Below are 23,148 nucleotides of genomic sequence, written 5' to 3'. Positions count from 1 at the left end.
CAGCCCGCGCTCCGCGCGGGCGGCGGGGGTTCAGTTGGAGCGACCAGCAGCCGGGGCTGCGGTCTGCGGCGGGGCCGGGGCTGGGGCTGGGGCTTGTGGTGAGGCTGGGGCTGCGGCTTGTGGTGGGGCTGGGGCTGTGGTCAGGTGTTGTTGCAGGAATGTCAGTTCCTTCTCGACTACCTGTTCGTGGGCGGTGGTGAAGGGGGCGTAGTGGTTGCCGGGGACCTGGAGGACCTCGGCCTTGGGGGTGGTGGCGGCAGCTTTGAGGGTGGGGGCTGCTAGGGCTGACTTGTCGTCTTTGCAGACGACGTACAGGATCGGGCAGCGGGCGTCCGGGGCGTACTTCGCCGGGCGGTAGAACACGGCCGGCAGCACCGAGCGGGCGGCGATCGCCTGTTGCCACTCGGGGTAGCGGTTGTCGGGGCTGAGGATGTCGCTGCCGAGTAGTGCGTCAGGGGTGTTGAGGAGGGCGACAGTGCCGGTCGGGCCGGCCAGGTCGACCAGGCGCGGTGGGCGTTTGAGCCAGCTGCCGACGACATCCAGCAACGCCCGCCCGATCAGCCGGAGCGCGGCGCCCGTCGACTGGTAGCGGGACGCGTGGCGCGTGACAGTAGGCCCGTCGACGTTGGCCGACTGGGCGATCGCGGCCGAGAGACCCAGGTCCTCCGCGGCCAGCTGCACGATGTACCCGCCCGGCAGCGAGAACGCCCAGATCCCCACCCGCTCCACCCCGGGCAGCGTCTTCGCGTACGCGATCGCCGCCCGCCAGTCCTCCAGCTGGTCCCGTACCCGCGCCACCTGCCGCGGCTCCCCGGCGCTCTCGCCGAGGTTGCGGTGGTCGAACGCCAGCACACTGAATCCGGCCGCGGCGAACCGCTCCGCGAACCGATCCGTCCCCGGCTCCTTCGTCACTCCGAAGCCGCCGGTCATCACCACGCACCCGCCGTTGGTCCCCGGGTAGTGCCAGGCCGCGCACGCAACGCCGGCACTCGTGAAGCTCACCTTCTCGCGCATACCAGAAGTGAACCACGTGGTTCGCAAACTTGTCTACGCCCTTTCCTCCCGCTCCAGCGCCCGAGTCAACGCCGCGAACCCGGCCTCGATCCCCGCCGCGTCCCCACTCGTCCGCCACTCGATCAAGAACCCGCGCAACGTCCCGAGGATCAGCTCCGCCACCTCCGTACGCCGTTCCGACGCCCACGACTCCGGGCACAACGCCAGCAACGTCGGCAGGTACTGCCGCGACGCCGACCGCGCCAGATCGGCGTACCGCGCCGCGTCGTACATCGCCAGCCCGATCGCCTGGTCGAGCACCCACGACTCCTCCCCGATCAGCGTCGGCCACATCGACCGCACCCGGTCGGCGAGCGACCCGCCCTGCTCGGCCGCCGCCGACACCGCGCGGGTGATCCGGCGTTCGCGCAACTGCAGAACCGCCTGCGTCAGCAGGTCTTCCGCGCCCTCGAAGTGGTACAGCAGCACCTTGTGCGTCGTACCGGCCGCCCGCGCCGCGCGCCGCAGCGAGAAGTCGACGAGCCCGTTCGTCCCGAGGTCGTCCGCGACCTTGTCGAGCAGCTCCCGCCGCCGCGCCTCACCCCGCGGCGACTTCGCCGACCGCCGATACCCCGTCCGTTCCTCAGTCACCCCGCCAGTATCAGCGACTCCGTCCACCGCCGCAGGTACGCCGTCACCTCGGCGGCGCCGCCGGTCACCGGAGCGACGTACCCGTCCGGCCGCACCACCACGTAGCCGGAGCGCGGATAACCGTTGCCCTCGACATCGATCGCGATCGCGCCGTGCACCGCCGGCACACCGATCGCCAGCACCGTGAACCGCCGCTCCCGGAACAGCTCGAACAGCCGCACCGACCCGTCCGCGGTCCACCCCGTCCCGCCCGGCGCGGTGTCACCGGCCCGCAGCCGACGCTTACCGGGAACGGTTCGTAGTACCGCGGGTGATCGTCGCGCCCGCGTCTGTCCTGCCGGGCCAGGAACCGCGTCCCCCCGCCAGGAACACCCGCCCGACCCGGGGCCGCTCCGCGATCCGCAGGCTGTATCGCCACACCGACAGCCGCCGCGGGTTGCTCACCCGCAGCTCCGGTACGCCGCTGCGCTCGACGGCCGCGCGCTGCAACCACTCCAGCGTCGGCTCCTCGTCCGCGCCGATCGACTGCCACGGCTCTCGTTCGCGGTACGGGCGCAACGCCGGCAGGTGATCGTCCCCGCCCCAGATGTGGACGGCATGCTGCGCGGGCCCGGAGACGTCAGCGTCCGGGAGCAACGCCCGTACGTCGTCCGTCCGGCCCTCGAAGGTGATCCCCAGCGCCTTCCGGACCGAGCTCCGGCCGCCGTCGCAGCCGACCAGGTACCGCACGCGCTCCTGCTAGCCGTCCTCGAACGTCGCGAGCACCGAGTCGCCCTGGTCGGCGAACCCGGTCGTCGTGGTCCCGAACTCGACCTCGACGCCGCGTCGCGCGAGCTCGTCGCGGAGGATCTGCTCGGTCCGGTACTGCGGCAGCGACACGTAGTTCGGGAACGACCGGGCCGGCGTCGGCGGATCGGGCTCGGTCGTGAAGTCGGCGAGGAGTGCGCCACCGAGCTGGACGTGGGTCCGGGTGTTCGTCCCGGTCGCCGCGACGAACTCCTCCGCGACGCCGAAGCTGTCGAAGATCTCCAGGGTGCGGGGTTTGATCCCGAAACCGCGCGACCCCGGCTGCGGCCCGGGCGCCTCGTCGACGATCCGGACCGCGTGACCCCAGCGCGTCAGTTCGGTCGCCAGCGTCAGTTCGGTCGGACCGGCACCCACCACCAGTACGTCCACCATCTCTCGTCTCCCCTCGTTCGCCTCCAGATCGCGGAACCGGAAGACGTACGGGATCACGACCGCCGGCCGCGCGCAGCTGCGGCGGTGGATGCTCGAGCCGGCCGACGAGGTGGTGCGGAGCGCGGCGGCGCTGCGGCTGTTCCTGGTCGGGTCACTCGCGCCCGATGAGGCGCAGACCGTCGATCAGACGGAACGCCGGCTGGCCGTGCTGGAGGCGCAGATCGAGGAGGCGGGGCCGGAGTGGCAGTCGGACCCGCTGGCGTTCGGGCGGCTCGCGGCGGAACGTGGGCTGTGGATGCTCCCGGCCCTGCGGGACTGGGCGACATGGGGCCTGGAGCAACTGGATGCTCAGGTGAAGGACGCGACGAAGTAGCCGACGCCGTACGGCGCTGCGTCGTACAGGAGGTCGGCGTTCAGCGTCGTACCGGCGAGTGCGCCGGCGAGGACCTGCCAGGGGGCTCGGCCGGCTGCTTGAAGGACCGTGGCGAGGTCTGGGTCGAGGGCTGCCAGTACGTCGAGATCCCTGTTCTGGAAGGCTTTTGCGACGGTGGTGTCGAAGATCTCGGCGCGGGGATGCAGGTGGACCGGGGCGTGGTCGCTGCGGCGGGCCGAGCCGTCGCCCATGACCAGCAGGCCGATCCGGTCGTTGCCTGCGGCAAGCTCGTGGCCGATTTCCAGGCAGCGTTCGGGGGTCTCGTCTGCCGGGACCGCGAGGTAGGTGCGGGGCAGGCCGGCGGCCTTCGAACGCTCGAGGAGCCAGCCGCCTACGGTCAACGACAGGGGCAGGACGCGCGGTCCGGATCCGATCCGTACGTCGGGAGCGCCGTACGGGCCGAACGAGCCGCCCGCATCCGCGGCGTACGTCCCCGCCACCGGGCCGGAGCCGACGACGAGGACGCTGGTCGCGGACGACAACGCGTCGAGCGCCGCCCGGCAGGCAACCCGCAACGGCTCCAGCTCCGCCGCGGCCCCCGAGGCCAACTCAGGCACGACAATCGGCGGATGCGGACAAACCGCCGCCGCAACAACCCCCATCAGTCCACCCCTCCCTCAGGAGCACGAGACACGCCTCCGCCCACCTCCCCCGCAGGAGCGGCGGACGCCGCTCCACCCGCCTCCCCCGCAGGAGCGGGGAACGCCGCTCCACCCACCTCGCCCGCAGGAGCGGGGAACGCCGCTCCACCCACCTCGCCCGCAGGAGCGGGGAACGCCGCTCCACCCACCTCCCCCACAGGAGCGGGGAACGCCGCTCCACCCACCTCCCCCGCAGCAGCGGCAGACACGTCGGCGCCCACCTCCCCCACAGGAGCGGGGAACGCCGCTCCGCCCACCTCCCCCGCAGCAGCGGCAGACACGTCGGCGCCCTCCTCCCCCGCAGGATCGAGGGGCGCCGCTCGACCCGCCTCCCTCGCGGGAGCGGGGGGCGTGGTGCCGTGAGAGGGGCGGCCGTGGCGGAGGAAGAGGAAGCCTTCGTCGGTGGAGAGGATGTGGAGGAGTGGGAGGGGGCGGGCTTCGGTGGAGGCGAGGCCGTCGGTGATGCGGCGGGCGCCGGGGCCGGCGAGGAGGGGGGAGACGGTGAGGCAGAGCTCGTCGACCAGGTCGGCGTCGGTGAGTGAACCGAGCAGGTGCGGCCCGCCCTCACACAGGATCTGCGTCAGCCCCCGCTCCACCAAGGCGCCGACAGCCGCCGTCAGATCCACCGCGTCCTCGCCGCACACGAGTACGTCGGCAACCTCCGCCAGCGCCGCCCGTTGATCAGCCGGCGACGCCGCACACGTGATGACGATCGCCCGCGTCGGCGCCTCCGCGAACACCGGACTGTCGGCCGGCAAGTCGAGCCGCGCCGACACCGCGGCCAGCGTCGGGTTCTCCGGCAGTCCGTGCTCGACCCGCCACGCCCGCCGCTTCGACCCGAGCCGCAACCCGCCGTACCCCTCAGCGCGCAGCGTCCCCGCACCGACCAGCACCACGTCCGCAAGCATCCGCAGCCGCCCGAGCATGTTCTGGTCATCCTTGCTGGACAAGCCCCCGGACAGGCCCTTCACCGTCACCGCCCCGTCCAGGCTGGTGACGAAGTTCGCCCGGAGCCGCGGCACCGACCGATCCTCCACCGCGTACGCGGCGATCAGCTCGTCCTCGGTCAGCTCACGGCCGGCCGCACGATCTCGAATCACACCAGGCTCCTTCGGGTGTACGCCGGGGTCGCGGTCTTCCGCAGTACGGCGATCAGGTCGAGCGCCTGCCGGGAACCGGCGACGTCGTGCACCCGGAACACCCGCGCACCGAGCCACGCCGCGACGCTGACCGCGGCAAGGGTCGCCGGCCCGCGCCGGCCGGACGGCAGATCGAGGGTCTCGCCGAGGAAGTCCTTGTTCGACATCGCCACCAGCACCGGCCAGCCGGTCGCCGCCAGCTCGTCGACCCGGCGCGTCACCTCGAGCGAGTGCAGGGTGTTCTTGCCGAAGTCGTGCGTCGGGTCGATGACGATCCCGTCCGGGTGCACCCCGGCCGCGATCGCCTTCCGGGCCAGTGCGGTGGTCGTCCGGATCACGTCCGCGACCACGTCGTCGTACGCCATCCGGTGCGGGTCGGTGCGCGGCTTCAGGCCGCCGACGTGGCTGCAGACCAGGCCCGCGCCGACCTCGGCGGCGGCACCGGCGAGCTCGGAGTCGTGGCCGGACCAGGTGTCGTTGATCAGGTTCGCCCCGGCGGCGCCGACCCGGCGGGCGACGCCGCTGCGGTAGGTGTCGACGCTGATCAGCAGCTCCGGGTGCCGGTCGCGGACCGTGGCGACGAAGTCGACGGTCCGGCGCAGTTCCTCGGCCTCGTCGACGGGTTCGCCGTACCCGGCCTTGACGCCGCCGATGTCGACCAGGTCGGCTCCGTCGGCGACCGCCTGGTCGATCGCGGTCAGCGCGGCCTGGGTCGCGAACGTCGCGCCGCCGTCGAAGAACGAGTCCGGGGTCCGGTTCACGATCGCCATCACCGCGAACTCCCCCGGCCCGAACGCCCGCCGGCCGAGCCGCAGCACACCACTGGGTTCCGGATCCACGTCCCGACTGTAGGGCACGGCGTCGACGATCTCGGGTGCGGGCTGGCCACATATCCTATAGGATCTTGTCGACACCCGCCCGCGTAGAACGGCTCCCGCATGGCACGATTCACCGAGTTCGAGACGTACGACGTCCGCTTCCCCACGTCCCTGGACCTGGACGGGTCCGACGCGATGAACACCGACCCGGACTACTCCGCGGCGTACGTCATCCTCCGGACCGACGCCGGGGACGGGCTGGAAGGGCACGGGTTCGCGTTCACGATCGGGCGTGGCAACGACATCCAGACCACGGCCGTCGAGGCGCTCCGGGACCACGTGCTCGGGCTCGACCTGGACGCGACGCTGGCCGACCTCGGCGGGTTCTGGAAGTCGCTCGTGCACGACTCGCAGCTGCGCTGGCTGGGCCCGGAGAAGGGCGTCATGCACATGGCGATCGGCGCGGTCGTGAACGCGGTGTGGGACCTGGCCGCCAAGCGTGCCGGCGTACCGCTGTGGAAGCTGCTCGCGGACCTCACCCCGGAGCAGATCGTCGGCCTGGTCGACTTCCGGTACCTGACCGACGCGCTGACCCCGGAGGAGGCGCTGGAGATCCTGCGCGCGGCCGCGCCCGGACGGGCCGAGCGGGAGGCGGTACTGCGGGAGCGCGGCTACCCGGCGTACACGACGACCCCCGGCTGGCTCGGGTACGACGACGCGAAGCTCGTCCGGCTCTGCCACGAGGCGGTCGCCGACGGGTTCACGCAGCTCAAGCTGAAGGTCGGCGCGAACCTCGACGACGACATCCGCCGGCTGCGGCTGGCCCGCGAGGCGGTCGGCCCGGACATCCGGATCGCGATCGACGCCAACCAGCGCTGGGACGTCCCGGACGCGATCCGCTGGATCGAGGCGCTGGCGCCGTACGACGTCTGGTGGGTCGAGGAGCCGACCAGCCCGGACGACGTCCTCGGGCACGCGGCGATCGCCCGCGCGATCGCGCCGATCCGGGTCGCCACCGGCGAGCACGTGCAGAACCGGGTGGTGTTCAAGCAGCTGCTGCAGGCGGAGGCGCTGTCGTTCCTGCAGATCGACTCGGCCCGGGTCGCGGGCGTCAACGAGAACATCGCGAACCTGCTGCTGGCGGCCAAGTTCGGCGTACCGGTGTGTCCGCACGCGGGCGGGGTAGGACTGTGTGAACTGGTCCAGCACCTGTCGATGTTCGACTTCGTCGCGGTGAGCGGATCGCTGGACGACCGGGTGATCGAGTACGTCGACCACCTGCACGAGCACTTCCTGGACCCGGTGGTGATCCGGGACGGGCACTACGTGGCACCGGTGCGGCCCGGGTTCGGCGCGGAGATGGATGCCGAGACGCTGGCGGACTTCCGGTACCCGGGTGGCAAGATCTGGACCGACCTAGCTGAGGAGGGCAAGTGACGGACTTCGCCGGCCTGCGGGCCGTGGTGACCGGTGGTGCGTCGGGGATCGGGCTGGCGGCCGCACGGCTGCTGGCGAACCGTGGGGCGCAGGTGGTCGTGTTCGACCTGAAGCCGGACGTCGACGCGCCGCTGACTCCGATCGCGGCGGACGTCACCGACGACGACTCGATCCGGGACGCGATCGCCGCCGCGGCGCTGCAACTCGGCGGGATCGACGTCCTGGTGAACAACGCCGGCATCGGCGCGCAGGGCGACGTGAGCGCGAACGACGACGCCGAATGGCACCGGGTGCTGGATGTGAACGTGGTCGGCATCGCCCGCGTCACCCGCGCTGCGCTGCCGCACCTGCGGAAGTCGTCCGCGGCCGCGATCGTCAACACCTGCTCGATCGCCGCGACCGCCGGCCTGCCGAACCGGGCGCTCTACTCGGCCAGCAAGGGCGCCGTACTGGCGTTGACGATGGCGATGGCCGCGGACCACGTCCGCGAAGGCATCCGGATCAACTGCGTGAACCCCGGTACGGCGGACACGCCGTGGGTCGGGCGGCTGCTCGACGTGGCGTCCGACCCGGCCGCGGAACGGGCCGCGCTGGAGGCCCGGCAGCCGATGGGCCGGCTGGTGTCGGCGGACGAAGTCGCCCAGGCAATCGCGTATCTCGCCAGTCCGCTGTCGGGGTCGACGACCGGTACGGCGCTGGCGGTCGACGGCGGCATGCAGAACCTGAGGCTCCCGGCGGTCAAGTCATGAAGCTCTTCCCGGAGGGTCAGCGCGTCGGGCTCGGCGGTGCGCCGCTGGGCAATCTGCTCGGCGAGGTCCACGAGGCCGACGCCGTCGCCGCGGTCAACGCCGCCTGGGACGAGGGCTGGCGGTACTTCGACACCGCACCGCACTACGGGCTCGGTCTCGCCGAGGAGCGGCTCGGGTTGGGCCTGCAGGGCAAGCCGCGGGACGAGTACGTACTGTCGAGCAAGGTCGGGCGGATCATCTACTCGGCCGACAGCGCGGCCCCCGACGACGAGGGGTTCGACGTCAGTACGACGCGGCGGCGGCGCTGGGACTTCTCGCGGGACGGCGTACTGCGGAGCATCGAGGACTCGCTGCGGCGGATCGGGACCGACCGGCTGGACGTGGTGTACGTGCACGACCCGGACGACCACTACGACGAGGCGGTCGCGACCGCGTTCCCGACCCTGATCGAGCTCCGCGAGCAGGGCGTGATCGGCGCGATCGGCTCCGGGATGAACCAGGCCGCGATGCTGACCCGGTTCGTCCGCGAGCTCGACATCGACGTGATCATGCTGGCCGGGCGGTACTCGCTGATCGACCCGGACGGTTTGGACGACGTACTGCCGGCCTGTGTCGAGAACGACGTACAGGTGGTTGCCGTCGGCATCTTCAACTCGGGCCTCCTGTCGCAGCCGCGGCCCGCTGCCGGCGCGACGTTCAACTACGAGCCGGCCGCGCAGGCGTTGGTGGACAAGGCCAACAAGCTGGCGGACATCTGCGAGTCCCACAACACCACGCTCCCTGCGGCGGCGCTGGCGTTCCCGTTGGCACACCCGGCGGTCGCGGGCATCGCAGTAGGTTGCCGCAACGCGGACGAGGTCCACACGAACGCAGCCCTGGCACGGGCCGAGGTCCCATCAGCTCTGTGGTCAGACCTGAAATCCGCTGGCCTGCTGCGGGAGGACGCACCTACTCCGTAAGTGTCGTGCGTGAGGCTAGGTGGAGGGCTAGGCGTTCGTCTGGGTTGGTGAGGTCTACACCTAGTAAGTGCTGGATCTTGGCGATGCGGGCCGACGCAGTGTTGCGGTGGATGCCTAGTACTGCTGCCGTTTCCGCAAGCGACGACTCCGTGTCGAGGTAAACGGCCAACGTCGTGACCAGGTCGCCGGGCTGGTCCTTGATGGGGGCGAGCAGCGCCTGTGCCGCCGGCTGGAACGTGTCGGTGCGGGTCCAGGCCAGGAGGAGCTGTGCGAGGCCTAGGCGGTCCACGTGCAGGAAGCGGCCGGTCTCCGCACGCCCCCGCGCCAGCCCTGCCGCGTCCCCTGCCTCCGCCAGCGTGGTCGCGATCCCGCTCGGACCCGGCTGGACGCGACCGACCCCGACGTACGTGTCGACCGTCTGCATCAGCCGGCGTTGGACACGACGGATGGCGGCAGCCTGCTGCTGTACCTCGGTGGCCGTCGGCTCCCGTGCGGCGGTGATCCACGCGGACCACCCGTCGCCCTGCTCCACCACCACCGCCCGCAGCCCTTCCGCGTCGAACGCCTCCACCACCTCCGTACGTCGACCCGCCAGGTCCACCTGCCCGTCCGCGCCGATCCGGATCCCGGTATGCCACCCGTCGAGCTGCCAGCCCAGGTCGACCGCCCGCCGCCGGGTCGCCTCCGACGGCTCACCGTGCAGCAACTCGCCGAGCAACGACGTACGTTGACGTGCATCGCGCTCCAGCTCGAGCCGCCTGAGCGCCAGCCGCTCCCCTACCGCGGGTGCGACCACCGTGAGCACCTCGGGTACGGCGGCAACCTCAGCCGGGACCACACCGGGCAGCCTTGCGACCAACCAGCAGACGGGGCCCGCGCTGAGGACGGCAACGGCGAGCAGTACGGCGCCGTTCGGCAGGTCGACGCGGTACGGCGCGGCCCAGGCGACTGGTACCTGCGGAAGCACGTCCACCAGCGCGGCCCGCTCCTCTGGCTGCAGCGGTTCACCCGCAAGCGTGCCGCCATCGGCACCGGCCAGCGTTACCGGACGGTCCAGTACTCCGGACGTAGTTCGCAGTACCGACGCAAGATCACCGCTGGCCCGCCGGAGTGCACCCACTGCCCGCAGCACCAGGTCGGACCGCAGAACCTCAGGCTCGGCCGTCACGCGCCGCAGATACTCATGTGCTGCCAGCGGGTCCGGGCAGCCCAACACCGGCAGCCGCAACCGCTCCGCCAGCAGTTGCGCTCCACGCCCCAAAGGCTCGGTCCCTGCCAGCAACAGCGCGCCAGCCCCCGCAGCCGAAGCCCGACTGATCAGAGCATCCACCCGCCAGTCCCGGTGATCCTCAACCACCAAAACCACCAACACCCGCCCCTCAAGCCGAGCGGGCTGAGCCCCCACCTCTAACACCACGGTGGACCCAGTAAGCCGGGTGCTTTCCTTGAGTGTGGGTCCGGCTAGGACGACCACGTCTCGCCAGCCGGGGGACGTGAGCATGGCAGTCAGGAGGGTTGTCACGAGGCTTCCAGGAGCTGGGGTGGGCAGGCGAGACCGAACGCTTCCGGGGCCACGTGCAGAAGCCGGTCAGGACGACGCCACCACGTAGGACCGGGAAGGGCCAGTACGACGACCTCGTCCCCGGCGCGTACGCCGTCCACGGCGATCGGCTGGAGCGTGCGGTGGTCCAACACGCACAGGAGATCCGGCGTGGTGACAACCGGCGTACCGTCCACCAACGCCAGCAAATACTCGTTCTCCGTCTCGATGCGGATCACGGCCCGGCTGGCGGAGTCCACCACGCACAAACTCCCCCGGCCGAACGCCGCGCCACCGTCAGCGATCACATGCCGAGCGACCTCCTCCACCCGCCCGCTCCCCAGCAACCGCCCGCCCAACCCATCAGCAACAGCAGCCGGCGCCGTACCCGGCTCAAGGGCGGCATGCGCCTGCCCAAGCGCCAGCGCCCGTGTCAGGCTCCCCTCGACCGCATCAACAGCCGCAGCCTCGATCGGCGTCGGTGCCAGCGCCAGCACCGCCCATCCACCCGTCTGCGCAACAAAACTCCGTACAGCCCGCTCCAGTCCGGCAGCGTCGACGTTGTCGACCACGATCACCTGCCCGCTCGGCTCACTCAACGCACAAGGCGTCAACGACCGCCCGGCCACCGCCCACGAGAACTGGTCCAACCGCGGCAGCGCCCGCCCCATCAGATCCGCGTCCACCACCGGCAGCCCCAGGTCCAGCGCGGCGATGAGTGCTGTCAGACCGTTCAGCCCGCCGGCCTCCAGCGACATCAGCGCGGTCACGTCCGCCCCGGTCCACCGGCTGACCGCCCGTACCGCCGTCTCGAACTCCCCACCGCTGGGCAGCTTCTCCATCAGCACACTGGTCGCCCCGACCACCCCGATCGGACTCACCGACACCCCGGGCAGGTCCGCCGCGTCCCGCAGTACCAGCTCCCCCGCCCCGAGCCGCCGCCGCAGCATCCGGCCGAACGCGCCCGTGTCGCCCCCGCCGCCGGAGCCCAGCAGCGTGACCCCGACGACCAGCGCCTCGAGATCCTGCGCGCGGACCACTGTGGTCATGGACCGATCCTGCCACCGCGGACCGCCGCCACTCATCAAACGCGCCTAACCGGCCCCGCTTGAGCGGGCGGTCCGCCAGGGCGCAGCACTTGATGAGTGCTGCAGGTCCGGGTGGAACCCCGGCCCGCCGCGGAGGGGTCAGCACGGCGGGCCGGGGGTCGGGGACGAGCACCTCGGGGCGGCCGGCGGCCGCGCCGAAGGCACCGTCAGGGGACGAGTACGTCCGCGCGGCGCTCGACGGGTTCGAACTCGACGTCCAGCCCGAAGCAGGCCGGGCCGAAGACCGCCAGCGCCTCCGGGGTGCGCATCAGGTCCGGCGTCGAGATGCCCACCACCGTCACGCGCTGCCCGTACCGGAGGCCCTCGGTGGTGATCGGCTCCGCGGTGTCGCCCTCCAGTACGCAGATCAGGTCCGGCACCGTGCACACCACCTCGCCGTCGACCTCCGCGACCAGGTTCTCGTTCTGGAACCGGAGCTCCAGCTGCGAGGTCCCGTCGTACGACGTGAACCGCGCCCGTCCGCGCGCGAAGCCCTCGACCGTACGGCGTTCCACGTCGACGACCTTGCCGCGGAACAGCACCCGCAGGTGGCTGTACAGCGTCGGCGCCAACGCCTCCCGGATCGCCTCGACCGGGTCCGCGTGCGCCGCCCGCGCCTCCCGCACCGCGCGGCCGATCGACAGCCCGAGCGACAACGTCCGCGGTACGGCGGTCCGCTTCACCTCGGCGCCCGTCATCGAGTACTCCGCGATGTGCGCGACCCCGCCCAACCGGATCGTGATCCCGCGCGCCAGCCACTCCATCTGCCGGTTGTCGGTCGCGGTGTCGATCACCACGGTCTCGTCGTGCTCGCCCGCGATCGCCATCGGCGACCCCGGTACGCCGTACACCGAGAACGTCTCCATCTGCAGCTCCGGGAACGCCCGCCCCATCCCGTCCGCGTCGACGACCGGGAGACCGGTGCGGGCCGCGACCAGCAGCGGGATCATCGAGTTGATGCCGCCGCACTCGATCGGCATCGTGGCGTCGGCGCGGCGGCCGAGGTGTTTCTCCAGCGCCCGCAGCGCGCCGACGGGTTCGCTGCCGCGCGGGATCTTCTCCACGATCACGGTCGGCGCGCCCATCTGCGCGGTCGGGATCACGAACGCGTCGTCGTCGAGCTCGTCCGGGTCGAGGACGGTGACCGGCCCGTGTTCGCGGATCGCCTGCTCGACGAGCAGCCGGCCGATCAGCGGGTCGCCGCCACCACCGGTGCCGAGGATCGCCGCGCCGCGGGCGAGGTCGCGCAGGTGGTCGATGCCCAGTTGCCAGCTCATACGGTCTCCAGGGCACGGATGGGGTCGAGGTCGTAGCCGAAGTACCGGGGGCCGACCAGCTCGATGCCTGCCGGCGAGTGCCAGCGTTCGTCGGACGGCGCGGCGAGCACGCTGACGCGATGGCCGTAGCGGAGCGCCTCGGTGGTGATCGGTTCGCCGGACTCGGTGTCGAGCACGATGATCAGGTCCGGCGTGGTCGCCACCGCCGTACCGTCGAGCTCCGCGACCAGGTGCTCGTTCTGGAAGCGCAGCGTCAGCAACCGCCCGTGGGAGGCGTCGAGCCCGTCGACGGCCGCGTCGCCGCGGGCGAAGCCGGTCGTCGTACGGCGTTGCACGTCGACGACCTTGCCGACGTGCAGGAGGCGGCCGCCGAGCTCGTCCACGACCGCCGCGACCGGGTCGGTGTGTGCGCGTTGTGCCTTCTCGATCGCGTGGCCGATCGTGACGCATTTGCTGAGCGTGCCGGCGACGAACGAGTCGCGGACCTCGGCGCCGGTCATCGCGTAGAGCGAGACGATCGCCGAGCAGCCCATGTCGACGGTCGCGGAACGGGCGAGGCGTTCGGCCCATTCGTTGGTGACCGTGTCGAAGACTCCGCGGTTGCCCTTCTCGTCGACGATCGCCATCGGCGTCGCCTCGATCCCGGCCAGCGTCGGCAGCACCATCTGCAGTTCGGGGAACGCGCGGCCCATCCCGTCGCCGTCCACCAGCGGCAGGCCGAGTTGGGCGGCGGCGATGACGGGTACGGTCGAGTTCACGCCGCCGGCCTCGATACAGGCGAGGTGGGTCGGCGTCTTCCCGACGTACTTCGCGAGAGTCTGCACGGCGACCGAGATCTGGTCGGCCGAGGGCAGCTTCTCCACCATCACCGTCGGCGCACCCATCATCGCGACCGGCAACACACACGCGTCGTCCGGAAGGTCGCCGAGAGCAACAACCTCCACCGGCCCATGCTCCTTCAACGCCTGCTGCGCCAGCAACCGCCCGATATGCGGATCCCCACCACCCCCGGTCCCCAACACAGCAGCCCCGCGCGCAAGCGCGCCCAAATCCTCAGCCCGCAACTTCATCCCAACCACTCCACTCCGGATCCCAGGGCCATCACAATCGTCGAGTCGGCCGCGCCTCCCGTGGGGGCGGGCGGTTGGGTGGCGATTGTGATGGGCTGCAGATTCGCGGTCATCGGGTTTCTCCCAGGCGCAGATCGCCGACGGCCTTGCAGCGGATGCGGGTGGCGTTCCCGGGGAGGTACGGGATCGGGACCTCGTCGAAGTCGACGATGCGGACGGCCGCGGGGTCGGCGCCGGCCGCGATCGCGCGGTCGACGGCTTCCTGGCGGGCCTCGTCGACGACCGCGTCGCGGCGGCCCGGGTCGATCGCGTACACCCGGTCGACCTCGCCGCCGACCTGCGCGATCGCGGCGCCGATCGCGTTCGCGACCGCGAAGTTCTCCGGCCGGTGGACGGCGAGACTGCCGGGCAGGTCGTCCGGGAGCAGGATCGACCCGCCGCCGACCGCCACCACCGGCAGCGGGTCCGGCGAGGTACGCATCCGTTCCACCGCGTCCGCGATGTCCGCGGCCACCCGGGCGAGGGCGGCCTTCACCAGCGTCGGGTCGAGGTCCGCGACCGCGCCCGGGGAACCGACCTCGGCCCGCCCGGCCGCGACCGCGATGTCCGTCGCGGTCAGCGTCTTCCCGCCGAACACCAGCGCCTCCTCGGTCAGGCGGTACCCCACCGACCGCGGCCCGACCGTCACCTGACCGTTGCCGTCGGCCACCAAACTTCCACCGCCGATGCCGATGCTGAGTACGTCGGGCATCCGGAAGTTCGTCCGGACGCCGGCCACGTCGACCTCGGTGGTCGCCTCCCGCGGAAACCCGTGGGTGAGTACGCCGACGTCGCTCGTCGTCCCGCCGACGTCGACCACCGCACACGTGTCCAGCCCGGACAGCAGCGCCGCGCCGCGCATCGAGTTCGTCGGGCCGGACGCGAACGTGGCGACCGGGTACCGGCGGGCGAAGTCGACGTCCATCAGCGTGCCGTCGTTCTGGCTGAGGTACAGCGGAGCGGAGATGCCGTGACCCTTGACGGCGCCGGCCAAGCCGTCGACGATCGACGCGGCGAGCTCGCGGAGGGCGGCGTTGATGATGGTCGCGTTCTCGCGTTCCAGCAGACCGATCCGGCCGATCTCGTGGGACAGCGAGATCGCCACGTCGTCGCCGAGCTCGGCGCGCAGGATCTCGGCGGCGCGCAGCTCGAACTCGTTGCTCACCGGCGAGAACACCGACGAGACCGCCACCGACCGTACGCCGTGCTGCCGCATGTCGTCGGCGTGCCGGCGCAGCTCGTCCTCGTCCAGCTCCGCGATGTGCCGGCCGTCGAACTCGTGCCCGCCGTGCGCCAGGTAGCTCCGCCCGCTGATCGCCCCGACCAGCCGCTCGGGCCAGTCGACCAGCGGGGGCAGGGACGCGGTCGCCGGGAGACCGAGGCGCAGCGCCGCGGTCGGGGCGAGCCGGCGGGCCTCGATCAGCGCGTTGATGAAGTGCGTGGTGCCGATCATCACGGCCTGCACCTGCGCCGGGTCGAAGGATCGCTCCGCCTGCAGCCGGTCCAGGGTGTCGATGATGCCGGCCGTCACGTCCGCACTGGTCGCGGACTTGTTCGCCGCCAGCACGCTGGTGCCGTCGAGCAGCACGGCGTCGGTGTTGGTCCCACCGACATCGATACCGATACGCATTCCGGTTCCTCCCGTTGGGGCAGATCAGTTGGTTGCAGGCAGGGCGGTGGGGTCGGTGGTGGGTTCGGGTTCCATCGTGCGGCTGGTGCCGATGCCGCGGATCAGGCCGAGTTTGCCGGCGACGACGTACGCGAGGAAGCCGACGAGAAGCGAGTTGATGCTCGGCAGGCCCCAGGCGACGTACTTGCCGATGAGTGCGGCGCCGACCCAGATCACGATCGTGGCAGGCACCCACGTGGGCGCGGTCGCGGGCAGCGTGCCGCCGGCGCGCGAGGCGTCCAGGTCGGGCCGCCAGCGCTTGACCACGAAGTACTCCGCGACCATGATCCCGGCGATCGGCGGGAACGCGACCCCGAGCACGGTCAGGAACTCGGTGAACTTGTCCAGGATCCCGCCGGCCGCGAGCACACTGCCGAGGACGCCGACCACCAGCGTGACGGCCGCCCGGTTGACCCGCCGGCCGAACACCGTGCCGATGAAGTTCACCACGCCGAGACCGGAGCTGTAGAGGTTCCAGTCGTTGATCTTCAGCGTGCCGAGGATGATCACCAGCGTGCCGACCCAGCCGACCGACGACGTGACGATCGTGATCACGTTGGCCGAACCAACGGCATGCGCGAGCAGTACGCCGACCAGCCCGATCACGTACTCCCCCAGCGTCACGCCCAGGATCGTCTGCTTGACCACGTCGCCGACCGTGCGGTTGTACCGGGTCATGTCCGGCGTGATCACCGCGCCGACGATGAAGCCGCCCGCGACCAGCGTCGTACCTGCCAGCAGGCTCAGGTGCGGACCCGGCGGGGCCGCGTTCACCAGCGACCCGAGGCTGTGGTTGGACAGCTCGCTGATGATCGACCAGCCGACGAGCAGCAGGAACGCCGGGACGGTGAAGTACGCGACCCACGCCATCGAATGGAAGCCGCGCAGTACGACGAGCGTCACCGCGAGACCGAAGACGAGCGACCAGCCCCAGGTCGGGAGTACGCCGATCAGCTGGCTGAGCCCGGCCGCGGACACCGCGGACTGGATCCCGAACCACCCGATCAGGCTGATCCCGATCGCCAGCCCGATCAGCGACGACCCCGCCTGACCGAACCCGGTCCAGCGCGCGATCACCGACGTCTGCAGCCCCTCCCGCGCACCGATCACGCCGATCAGGATCGCGACCAGCTCCAGGATCACCGCGCCGAGCGTGAGCGCCCAGAACGCGTGCCAGAAGCTCATCCCGAACCCGAGCGTCGCGCCGAGCAGGAACTGGCTGAGCGCCGAGATCTGCCCGAACCGCTGTGTCGCCACGGACCACCAGGAGTAGCGCGCATGCTCGGGCACCCGGGCGAGCGCGTAGTCGTCAGCACCAACAGAAGAACCGGCCATCGTGGACCTCCAGCTCTGGGATTTCACCGAACGTACGACTGCCGGCGGCCCGCCTCACCGTCCAGTGTGCACACCCGGCGCGTGCTGACTGTGCATCTCGCCCAGGTCGGTACTCTTGTCGCGATGGCCGGACGCATACACGACCGCGGAGCGCGACTGCTCCGGATACTCGGCGTACTCACCGTGGTCGCCGGGGTGTTCGCGATGCACGGCCTGACCTCCCACCACGACGCCGCGATGGCGATGCCCGGTCCGTCGATGGTCGCGATGGAGCATCCGGCCGAGGTGCAGGTGCTGCCCGGCGACGAGATGCCGGACATGGGCGGCGCGTGCCTGGCCGTGCTGACCGGGTTGGTCCTCTTGCTGTCGCTCCTGCTCGGGCTGCGGAGTCTGCTGGTCTGGCGCGCGGTCGGCCTGCCGGCCTGCCGGCTGACGCGGGTGCTGGGCGAGCGGTCGCCGCCGCGGGTGGTGCTGTCTTCCTTGGGAGTACTGCGGATATAGGCCGACGTGCGCCTTGTTCCGCCGTACCTACACCACAAACCAAGGAATGTGATGACGCACGTCTATCGAACGACCGTTGTACTACTTCTTTTGCTGACCGCCGTCGGTTGTGGAAAGTCCGCAGCGCCTGAGGCGAGTCACAACGACGCGGACGTGATGTTCGCGTCGCAGATGATCCCGCACCACCAGCAGGCCGTCGAGATGGCCGACGGGGCGTTGCGGAAGGCAACCAATGCGGAGGTCAAGAAGCTGGCGACCGCGATCAAGGCGGCCCAGGACCCGGAGATCAAGCTGATGTCGGGCTGGCTGACCGCTTGGGGCAAGCCCGTCCCGACACCCGGCGAACATGCCGGTCACACGATGACCGGCATGATGAGCCCGCAGGAGATGGACGACCTGACGAAGGCGACCGGCAGCATGTACGACCGCATGTGGGTGACGATGATGATCAAGCACCACCAGGGCGCGGTCACGATGGCCAAGACCGAGGAAACAACAGGCAAGGACACGGCGGCCGTAGCCCTCGCGAAGCAGATCGAGGCGGCTCAGACGACCGAGATCACCAGCATGCAGCAGCTACTCGGCAGACTCCCAGCGAACGGTTAGTCCGTCGCGGTGACCTAGCTGTTCGATCCGCTGCGCGACCCGGGTGCTCTGCTGTTCGAGGGCGCCCGGGTCGCTCGCGTCCAGACGCAGGATCAGCTGCTCGGGAGTGGAGCGGATGGTCCAGGTCGCGGTGCCGAGGTCGACGACGAGCTCGTCCGCGGACTCGGACAGCACCTGGAGTCCGCCAGGGCCGTAAGAGAGGTGGCTGGTGAGTTGGGTGCGGTAACGGTCGGCGCGTGGGGTTTCCACGTGGGCTTCGAGAGCTGACACGACGGACTCCTTTTTCGAGACACTGTGTCTCGATCATAGGCATACAATCCAGCTATGCCTAAGTTGTGGGAGCACACGATCGCCGCGCACCGGTCCGCGGTCCACGAAGCGATCCTCGACGCGGCCGCCGCGCTGGTCGGCGAGCGCGGACTGACCGGGGTGAGCATGGCCGAGCTGGCACAGCGGGCAGGAGTCGGCCGGGCGACGTTGTACAAGTACTACGGCGACGTCGACGCGGTGTTGTCCGCCTGGCATCGGCGACAGGTGACCGCGCATCTGCAGCAGCTCGAAGACGTGTGGGAGCGCACGCACCGGATCGACGACGTCCTGGAGACGTACGCCTTCATCCGTCACGAGCACCCGCCGACGGCAGCCCCGTCCCTGCACCGGGAGCAGCACGTCGACCACGCCCGCGACCACCTGATCGACTTCGTCGCGGAGCGCCTCGGGGACGTGCGGAGCGACGTACCGAAGAAGGAGCTCGCCGCGTACGCCGTACATGCCCTCGACGCCGCAGGCGCCGTACCGTCGAAAGCGGCGGTACGGCGCCTGGTGGCGGTGACGCTGAGTGGGCTACGGGACGAGTCGGCGCGGTGAGAGGTCGAGGCGGCGGAGGAGCTGGGCGTTGAGTGCGACGACGATCGTCGAGATCGACATCAGCAGTGCACCGACGGCCGGTGAGACGACCACCCCGGCGAAGGCGAGTACGCCGGCGGCCAGCGGGACCGTGATGACGTTGTAGCCGGTCGCCCAGACAAGGTTCTGCCACATCTTGCGGTAGCTCGCCTTGGACAGGTCGATCACCGACAGCACCGCCCGCGGGTCGTCCGCGGCCAGCACCACTCCGGCGGACTCGATCGCGACGTCCGTACCGGCGCCGATCGCGATCCCGACCTCGGCCCGGGCCAGTGCGGGCGCGTCGTTCACGCCGTCGCCGACCATCGCGACCTTCAGCCCGCGGGCCTGCAGCTCGGCGACCTTCGCGTCCTTGTCCTGCGGCAGCACCTCCGCGAACACCTCGTCGATCCCGAGCTCCCGCGCCACCGCGTCGGCCACCTGGTGCGCGTCACCGGTGATCATCGCGACCTTCACGCCGCGCTTGTGCAGCGCCGCGACCGCCTGCCGGGACTCCTCGCGGACCTCGTCCTCGAGCGCGACCGCCCCGAGTACCTCCCCGTCCCGCACCACATGCAGCACCGCGGCACCCCGCTCTTTCCACTCCGCTACGGAGGCTTCCAGCACGGCCGGCTCGGTCAGCCCGTTCTCCCGCAGGTACGCCGGCCCACCAACCGCAACCTCAGCCCCGTTCACCACCGCCTGCACCCCCCGCCCAGTCAACGACCGAAACTCGGTGGCCACCACACGTCCAGCACCGACCGGCACACGCTCGGCATGCGCCCGAACGATTGCCTTCGCCAACGGGTGCTCACTGTCCGCCTCGACCGCCGCGGCCAGTTCCAGCAACTCGTCCTGAGAGACTGCACCGACAGCGGCGACTCCGGTGACGGCCGCCTCGCCCTTGGTCAGGGTGCCGGTCTTGTCGAACAGGACCGCATCGATGGTCCGCATGCGCTCCAGCGCCAAGCGGTTCTTCACCAGTACGCCGGCCCGCGCGGCCCGCTCCGTGGAGATCGCGATCACCAGCGGGATGGCCAGCCCGAGGGCGTGCGGGCAGGCGATCACCAGCACGGTCACGGTCCGCGTGACGGCCTCGTCCAGCTTGCCCAGCAGCGTCCACACCACGAACGTGATCAGTCCCGCGATCGACGCGAAGTAGAAGAGGAACGCCGCCGCCCGGTCGGCCAGCGCCTGCGCCCGCGACGACGAGGCCTGCGCCTCGGCGACCAGCCGCTGGATGCCGGCGAGCGCGGTGTCGTCGCCGACCGCGGTGATCTCGACGCGCAGCGCGTTGTCGGTGGCAACGGTCCCGGCGACGACCGGGTCGCCGACGGCACGCGACACCGGCCGCGACTCGCCGGTGATCATCGACTCGTCGACCTCGGCCTGCCCGTCGACCACCGTACCGTCGGCCGGCACCCGTCCGCCGGACCGTACGAGTACGACGTCGCCCGCCTGCAACTCGTGCAGCGACACCTCGACCACGCCGTCGTCGGTCACCTTCTCGGCCGAGTCCGGCAGCAACGCGGCGAGCGCGTCCAGCGCACCGGACGCGGCACCCAGTGCCCGCATCTCCAGCCAGTGCCCGAGCAGCATGATCACGATCAGCAGCGCGAGCTCCCACCAGAAGTCCAGGTCGAACCCGCCGAGCTTCAGCGTCGTCACCCAGGAGGCGACGAACGCCACCGTGATCGCCATCGAGATCAGCAGCATCATCCCGGGGCGGCGCGTCCTCAGTTCGCTCCAGCCGCCGGTCAGGAACGGCTGCCCGCCGTACAGGAAGATCACCGTGCCGAGCACCGGCGCGATCAGCGCCGACCCGGGGAACTCCGGCGGCATGTACCCGAGCAGGTCGGAGAACATCGGACTGAAGAACACCACCGGCACTGCCAGCACCAGGCTGATCCAGAACCGGTCCTTGAACTGCGCCGCATGATCCCCGTGCCCGCCGTGACCACCGTGCGCCTCGTGCCCGCCATGACTCAGGTGGTCCTCGTGACCACCGTGCTGATGCTGCTCGTGCTCGTCCATGCCGTGAATCATACCCCTAGGGGGTATCAGATTCAAGAGCGCGGACGAGCACGGCCGCTAGAGCGGATCGATGTCGGCAGGCCCCTCCCGTGTCAGCTCGACCCAGCGCGTGATCCCCATCTCGCGCAGGAACGGTACGTCGTGGCTCGCGATCACCAGCGCCCCGCTGTACGACGCGAGCGCGTCCTTCAGCTGCCCCACGCTCGCGAGGTCGAGGTTGTTGGTCGGCTCGTCCAGCATCAGCAGCTGCGGCGGAGGCTCCGCCAGCAGCAACGCCGCCAGCGTCGCCCGGAACCGCTCCCCGCCCGACAACGTACTGACCAGCTGATCCGCCGACCGCCCGCGGAACAGGAACCGCGCCAGCCGCGCCCGCCGCTCCTGGTTCTCCGTCGCCGGCGCAAGCAGCGCCAGGTTGTCGACGATCGACAGGTCCTCCCGGAGCAGGTCCAGCCGCTGCGGCAGGTACCGGAACGGCACCACCGGCAGCTCCCCCGCCACGATCGACTGCAGCAGCGTGGTCTTGCCGGCACCGTTCGGCCCGGTCAGCGCGATCCGCTCCGGCCCGCGGATCTCCAGGTCGACGTGCGCCCCGGTCCGCAGTCCGTGATCCTCCAGCCGGAGCACGATCCGGCCCGCGGGTACGGCGGTCTTCGGCAGGTCGACGCGGATCGCGTCGTCGTCGTGGACCTTGTCCTCCGCGTCCGCGAGCGCCTCCTGCGCAGACTCGAGCCGCTCGGACTGCATCCCGAGGTGCTTGCCGGCCGACACCTGCGCCGACCGCTTCAGTCCGCCCGCGATGATCTTCGGGATGCCGCCCTGCTCGAAGGCCCGCTGCCCCCGGGCCCGGCGCTGATCCATCTTCATCCGCGCCTCGACGAGGTCCTTCTTCTGCTTGCGTACGTCGGCCTCCGCCGCCCGGAGCATCCGCTCGGCGGCCTCCTGCTCGATCGCGACCGCCTCCTCGTAGGCGCTCAGGTTGCCGCCGTACCAGGTGACCTCGCCCTTGCGCAGGTCGCCGATCTGGTCGACCCGGTCGAGCAACTCCCGGTCGTGCGACACGATCAGCAGCGCACCGCGGAACTGGTCGACGGCGTCGTACAGGTGCCGCCGCGCCCGCAGGTCGAGGTTGTTCGTCGGCTCGTCGAGCAGCAGTACGTCGGGACGCCCGAGCAGCTCGGCCGCGAGCCCGAGCAGGATCGTCTCGCCGCCGGACAGCTCGCCGACGCTGCGGTCCAGGCCGATCGCGCCCAGGCCGAGCTTGCCGAGCAGCGCCTCGGCGCGTTCGTCGACGTCCCAGTCGTCGCCGACGATCGCGAAGTTCTGCTCGGACGCGTCACCGGACTCGATCGCGGTCACGGCCCGCCGTACGGCGTCGATGCCGAGCGCCTGGTCGACCCGCAGCGAGGTGTCCAGGGTCAGGTCCTGCGGCAGGTACCCGAGCTCGCCGGCGACCCGGATCGCCCCGCGTTGCGGGGTGAGCCGCCCGGCGATCAGCCGGAGCAGCGTCGACTTGCCGGCGCCGTTGCGGCCGACCAGTCCGGAGCGGACCGGGCCGGCCACGAACGTCAGGCCGTCGAACAGCACCTCGCCGTCGGGCCAGGCGAAGGACAGGTCGGTACAGGACAGGGAAAAACTCATGAGGTGTCGACTCCTACTGAGGTCTCGGACGAGACCGCACGCCAGAACGGCGGCGATCGATCGGCTACGGAGAGGACCTCAGTTCGACAACTCGAACCCCTGTCGTCGGGAATGTGACACCGAAAGCTTACGGATTCCGGCCGGACCGTTCAACCGTTTTCGGAGTGCTTGCGCCAGGCAACGACCACGAGATCGACCAGTGCGACCCCGGTGAGCAGCCCGAACACGACCACCCACCCGAACGGCAGCCCGAACCCGACCGCCAGCACGGTCGCCGCCGCGAACACCGCCACCCCGAACACCGACAGCACGATCCGCAACGTCAGCGCACTGCGGGGTGGAGGTGGCCCGGTCATGGGGCCTCCCGTCCTGGACTGAGGAGCGGAGGGAGCGCAGCGACCGGAGCGACGAGGGAAGGACGGGAGTTACAGCCCCATGACCCGCCGCGCCGGAGGCGTGGCATCAGT

The 23,148-nt window shown here is 70.8% G+C and carries 23 protein-coding genes and 1 pseudogene; 7 read left to right on the top strand and 17 right to left on the bottom strand.

The features are described from left to right. Positions 1-30: 30 nt before the first annotated feature. The 4 genes and pseudogenes from ACFV9C_RS16990 to ACFV9C_RS16975 all read right to left on the bottom strand — a co-directional run bounded on the left by ACFV9C_RS16990 (position 31) and on the right by ACFV9C_RS16975 (position 2,823). Positions 31-1,014 (bottom strand): alpha/beta hydrolase, encoded by a 984-nt coding sequence (locus ACFV9C_RS16990; RefSeq protein WP_380194576.1) that lies wholly within the window; start codon positions 1,012-1,014, stop codon positions 31-33. A gap of 33 nt (positions 1,015-1,047) precedes the next feature. Then, entirely contained in the window at positions 1,048-1,644 is a 597-nt protein-coding gene (locus ACFV9C_RS16985) for a hypothetical protein (protein ID WP_380194574.1), read from the bottom strand. Then, a complete protein-coding gene (locus tag ACFV9C_RS16980; protein WP_380194573.1) occupies positions 1,641-1,865 on the bottom strand; it encodes a hypothetical protein in 225 nt (74 codons plus the stop codon). The genes ACFV9C_RS16985 and ACFV9C_RS16980 overlap by 4 nt, the downstream gene beginning before the upstream one ends. Before the next feature lie 61 nt (positions 1,866-1,926). Next, a pseudogene (locus ACFV9C_RS16975) lies at positions 1,927-2,823 on the bottom strand (FAD-dependent monooxygenase). 88 nt (positions 2,824-2,911) lie between these two features. On the opposite strand from ACFV9C_RS16975, the gene ACFV9C_RS16970 reads away from it, so the two are divergent. Beyond that, on the top strand, positions 2,912-3,196 hold the full coding sequence (locus tag ACFV9C_RS16970) for a hypothetical protein (protein ID WP_380194571.1): 285 nt from the start codon (positions 2,912-2,914) through the stop codon (positions 3,194-3,196). Here the strand turns inward: ACFV9C_RS16970 and ACFV9C_RS16965 are convergent. From ACFV9C_RS16965 to folP, 3 genes are read right to left on the bottom strand one after another with little or no spacing between them, the layout of a single operon-like run. After that, positions 3,172-3,858, bottom strand: a complete 687-nt coding sequence (locus tag ACFV9C_RS16965) for a class III extradiol dioxygenase subunit B-like domain-containing protein (protein WP_380194569.1) — start codon at positions 3,856-3,858, stop codon at positions 3,172-3,174. The two genes, ACFV9C_RS16970 and ACFV9C_RS16965, sit on opposite strands and share 25 nt — an antisense overlap. Further along, positions 3,858-4,997: a pyrimidine reductase family protein gene (locus ACFV9C_RS16960; protein WP_380194568.1), complete on the bottom strand. Its 1,140-nt coding sequence runs from the start codon at positions 4,995-4,997 to the stop codon at positions 3,858-3,860. The genes ACFV9C_RS16965 and ACFV9C_RS16960 overlap by 1 nt, the downstream gene beginning before the upstream one ends. Continuing rightward, positions 4,994-5,806: a dihydropteroate synthase gene (gene folP / locus ACFV9C_RS16955; protein WP_380194598.1), complete on the bottom strand. Its 813-nt coding sequence runs from the start codon at positions 5,804-5,806 to the stop codon at positions 4,994-4,996. The genes ACFV9C_RS16960 and folP overlap by 4 nt, the downstream gene beginning before the upstream one ends. Before the next feature lie 168 nt (positions 5,807-5,974). On the opposite strand from folP, the gene ACFV9C_RS16950 reads away from it, so the two are divergent. The 3 genes from ACFV9C_RS16950 to ACFV9C_RS16940 are packed head-to-tail and all read left to right on the top strand — an operon-like array spanning position 5,975 to position 8,999. Next, positions 5,975-7,291, top strand: coding sequence for an L-fuconate dehydratase (locus tag ACFV9C_RS16950; protein ID WP_380194566.1), 1,317 nt, complete (start codon positions 5,975-5,977; stop codon positions 7,289-7,291). Further along, positions 7,288-8,040, top strand: coding sequence for an SDR family NAD(P)-dependent oxidoreductase (locus ACFV9C_RS16945; RefSeq protein WP_380194565.1), 753 nt, complete (start codon positions 7,288-7,290; stop codon positions 8,038-8,040). Before ACFV9C_RS16950 ends, ACFV9C_RS16945 begins: the two co-directional genes overlap by 4 nt. After that, positions 8,037-8,999, top strand: a complete 963-nt coding sequence (locus ACFV9C_RS16940; protein ID WP_380194563.1) for an aldo/keto reductase — start codon at positions 8,037-8,039, stop codon at positions 8,997-8,999. The genes ACFV9C_RS16945 and ACFV9C_RS16940 overlap by 4 nt, the downstream gene beginning before the upstream one ends. Here ACFV9C_RS16940 and ACFV9C_RS16935 read toward each other — a convergent pair. The 6 genes from ACFV9C_RS16935 to ACFV9C_RS16910 form a co-directional block, all read right to left on the bottom strand. Further along, a complete protein-coding gene (locus ACFV9C_RS16935) occupies positions 8,989-10,260 on the bottom strand; it encodes a PucR family transcriptional regulator (RefSeq protein WP_380194561.1) in 1,272 nt (423 codons plus the stop codon). The genes ACFV9C_RS16940 and ACFV9C_RS16935 overlap by 11 nt on opposite strands. 257 nt (positions 10,261-10,517) lie before the next feature. Beyond that, a complete protein-coding gene (locus ACFV9C_RS16930) occupies positions 10,518-11,588 on the bottom strand; it encodes a DUF917 domain-containing protein (protein ID WP_380194559.1) in 1,071 nt (356 codons plus the stop codon). Between the two features lie 206 nt (positions 11,589-11,794). Continuing rightward, positions 11,795-12,904 carry a DUF917 domain-containing protein gene (locus tag ACFV9C_RS16925; RefSeq protein WP_380194557.1) on the bottom strand — a complete coding sequence of 370 codons (1,110 nt, stop codon included), beginning with the start codon at positions 12,902-12,904 and terminating at the stop codon, positions 11,795-11,797. Continuing rightward, positions 12,901-13,974 (bottom strand): DUF917 domain-containing protein, encoded by a 1,074-nt coding sequence (locus ACFV9C_RS16920; RefSeq protein WP_380194556.1) that lies wholly within the window; start codon positions 13,972-13,974, stop codon positions 12,901-12,903. The genes ACFV9C_RS16925 and ACFV9C_RS16920 overlap by 4 nt, the downstream gene beginning before the upstream one ends. A gap of 109 nt (positions 13,975-14,083) precedes the next feature. Next, positions 14,084-15,643 carry a hydantoinase/oxoprolinase N-terminal domain-containing protein gene (locus ACFV9C_RS16915; protein ID WP_380194554.1) on the bottom strand — a complete coding sequence of 520 codons (1,560 nt, stop codon included), beginning with the start codon at positions 15,641-15,643 and terminating at the stop codon, positions 14,084-14,086. Positions 15,644-15,667: 24 nt separating this feature from the next. Continuing rightward, positions 15,668-17,017, bottom strand: a complete 1,350-nt coding sequence (locus ACFV9C_RS16910; RefSeq protein WP_380194553.1) for a purine-cytosine permease family protein — start codon at positions 17,015-17,017, stop codon at positions 15,668-15,670. Between the two features lie 123 nt (positions 17,018-17,140). Between ACFV9C_RS16910 and ACFV9C_RS16905 the strand changes: the two genes are divergently transcribed. Both ACFV9C_RS16905 and ACFV9C_RS16900 read left to right on the top strand, forming a co-directional pair. Continuing rightward, the gene (locus ACFV9C_RS16905) at positions 17,141-17,518 is read left to right on the top strand and encodes a DUF6153 family protein (protein WP_380194551.1); all 378 of its coding nucleotides are present in this window, start codon (positions 17,141-17,143) and stop codon (positions 17,516-17,518) included. Positions 17,519-17,569: 51 nt separating this feature from the next. Further along, positions 17,570-18,124 (top strand): DUF305 domain-containing protein, encoded by a 555-nt coding sequence (locus tag ACFV9C_RS16900; protein ID WP_380194549.1) that lies wholly within the window; start codon positions 17,570-17,572, stop codon positions 18,122-18,124. Here the strand turns inward: ACFV9C_RS16900 and ACFV9C_RS16895 are convergent. Then, positions 18,095-18,394, bottom strand: a complete 300-nt coding sequence (locus ACFV9C_RS16895; protein WP_380194547.1) for a DUF2218 domain-containing protein — start codon at positions 18,392-18,394, stop codon at positions 18,095-18,097. The two genes, ACFV9C_RS16900 and ACFV9C_RS16895, sit on opposite strands and share 30 nt — an antisense overlap. 54 nt (positions 18,395-18,448) lie before the next feature. Between ACFV9C_RS16895 and ACFV9C_RS16890 the strand changes: the two genes are divergently transcribed. Beyond that, complete coding sequence (locus ACFV9C_RS16890; protein WP_380194546.1) at positions 18,449-18,991, top strand: TetR/AcrR family transcriptional regulator; 543 nt, start codon at positions 18,449-18,451, stop codon at positions 18,989-18,991. Here the strand turns inward: ACFV9C_RS16890 and ACFV9C_RS16885 are convergent. From ACFV9C_RS16885 to ACFV9C_RS16875, 3 genes are all read right to left on the bottom strand, one after another. Then, on the bottom strand, positions 18,968-21,043 hold the full coding sequence (locus ACFV9C_RS16885; protein ID WP_380194545.1) for a copper-translocating P-type ATPase: 2,076 nt from the start codon (positions 21,041-21,043) through the stop codon (positions 18,968-18,970). The two genes, ACFV9C_RS16890 and ACFV9C_RS16885, sit on opposite strands and share 24 nt — an antisense overlap. A gap of 57 nt (positions 21,044-21,100) precedes the next feature. Beyond that, on the bottom strand, positions 21,101-22,681 hold the full coding sequence (locus ACFV9C_RS16880) for an ABC-F family ATP-binding cassette domain-containing protein (protein WP_380194543.1): 1,581 nt from the start codon (positions 22,679-22,681) through the stop codon (positions 21,101-21,103). A gap of 149 nt (positions 22,682-22,830) precedes the next feature. Beyond that, on the bottom strand, positions 22,831-23,037 hold the full coding sequence (locus ACFV9C_RS16875) for a DUF6343 family protein (RefSeq protein ID WP_380194541.1): 207 nt from the start codon (positions 23,035-23,037) through the stop codon (positions 22,831-22,833). Positions 23,038-23,148: the final 111 nt, after the last annotated feature.

This window comes from Kribbella sp. NPDC059898 (assembly GCF_042730855.1).
Classification (GTDB): domain Bacteria; phylum Actinomycetota; class Actinomycetes; order Propionibacteriales; family Kribbellaceae; genus Kribbella.
Note: the sequence above shows the minus strand (reverse complement) of the source record. Positions and strands in the feature narration are given on the sequence as shown.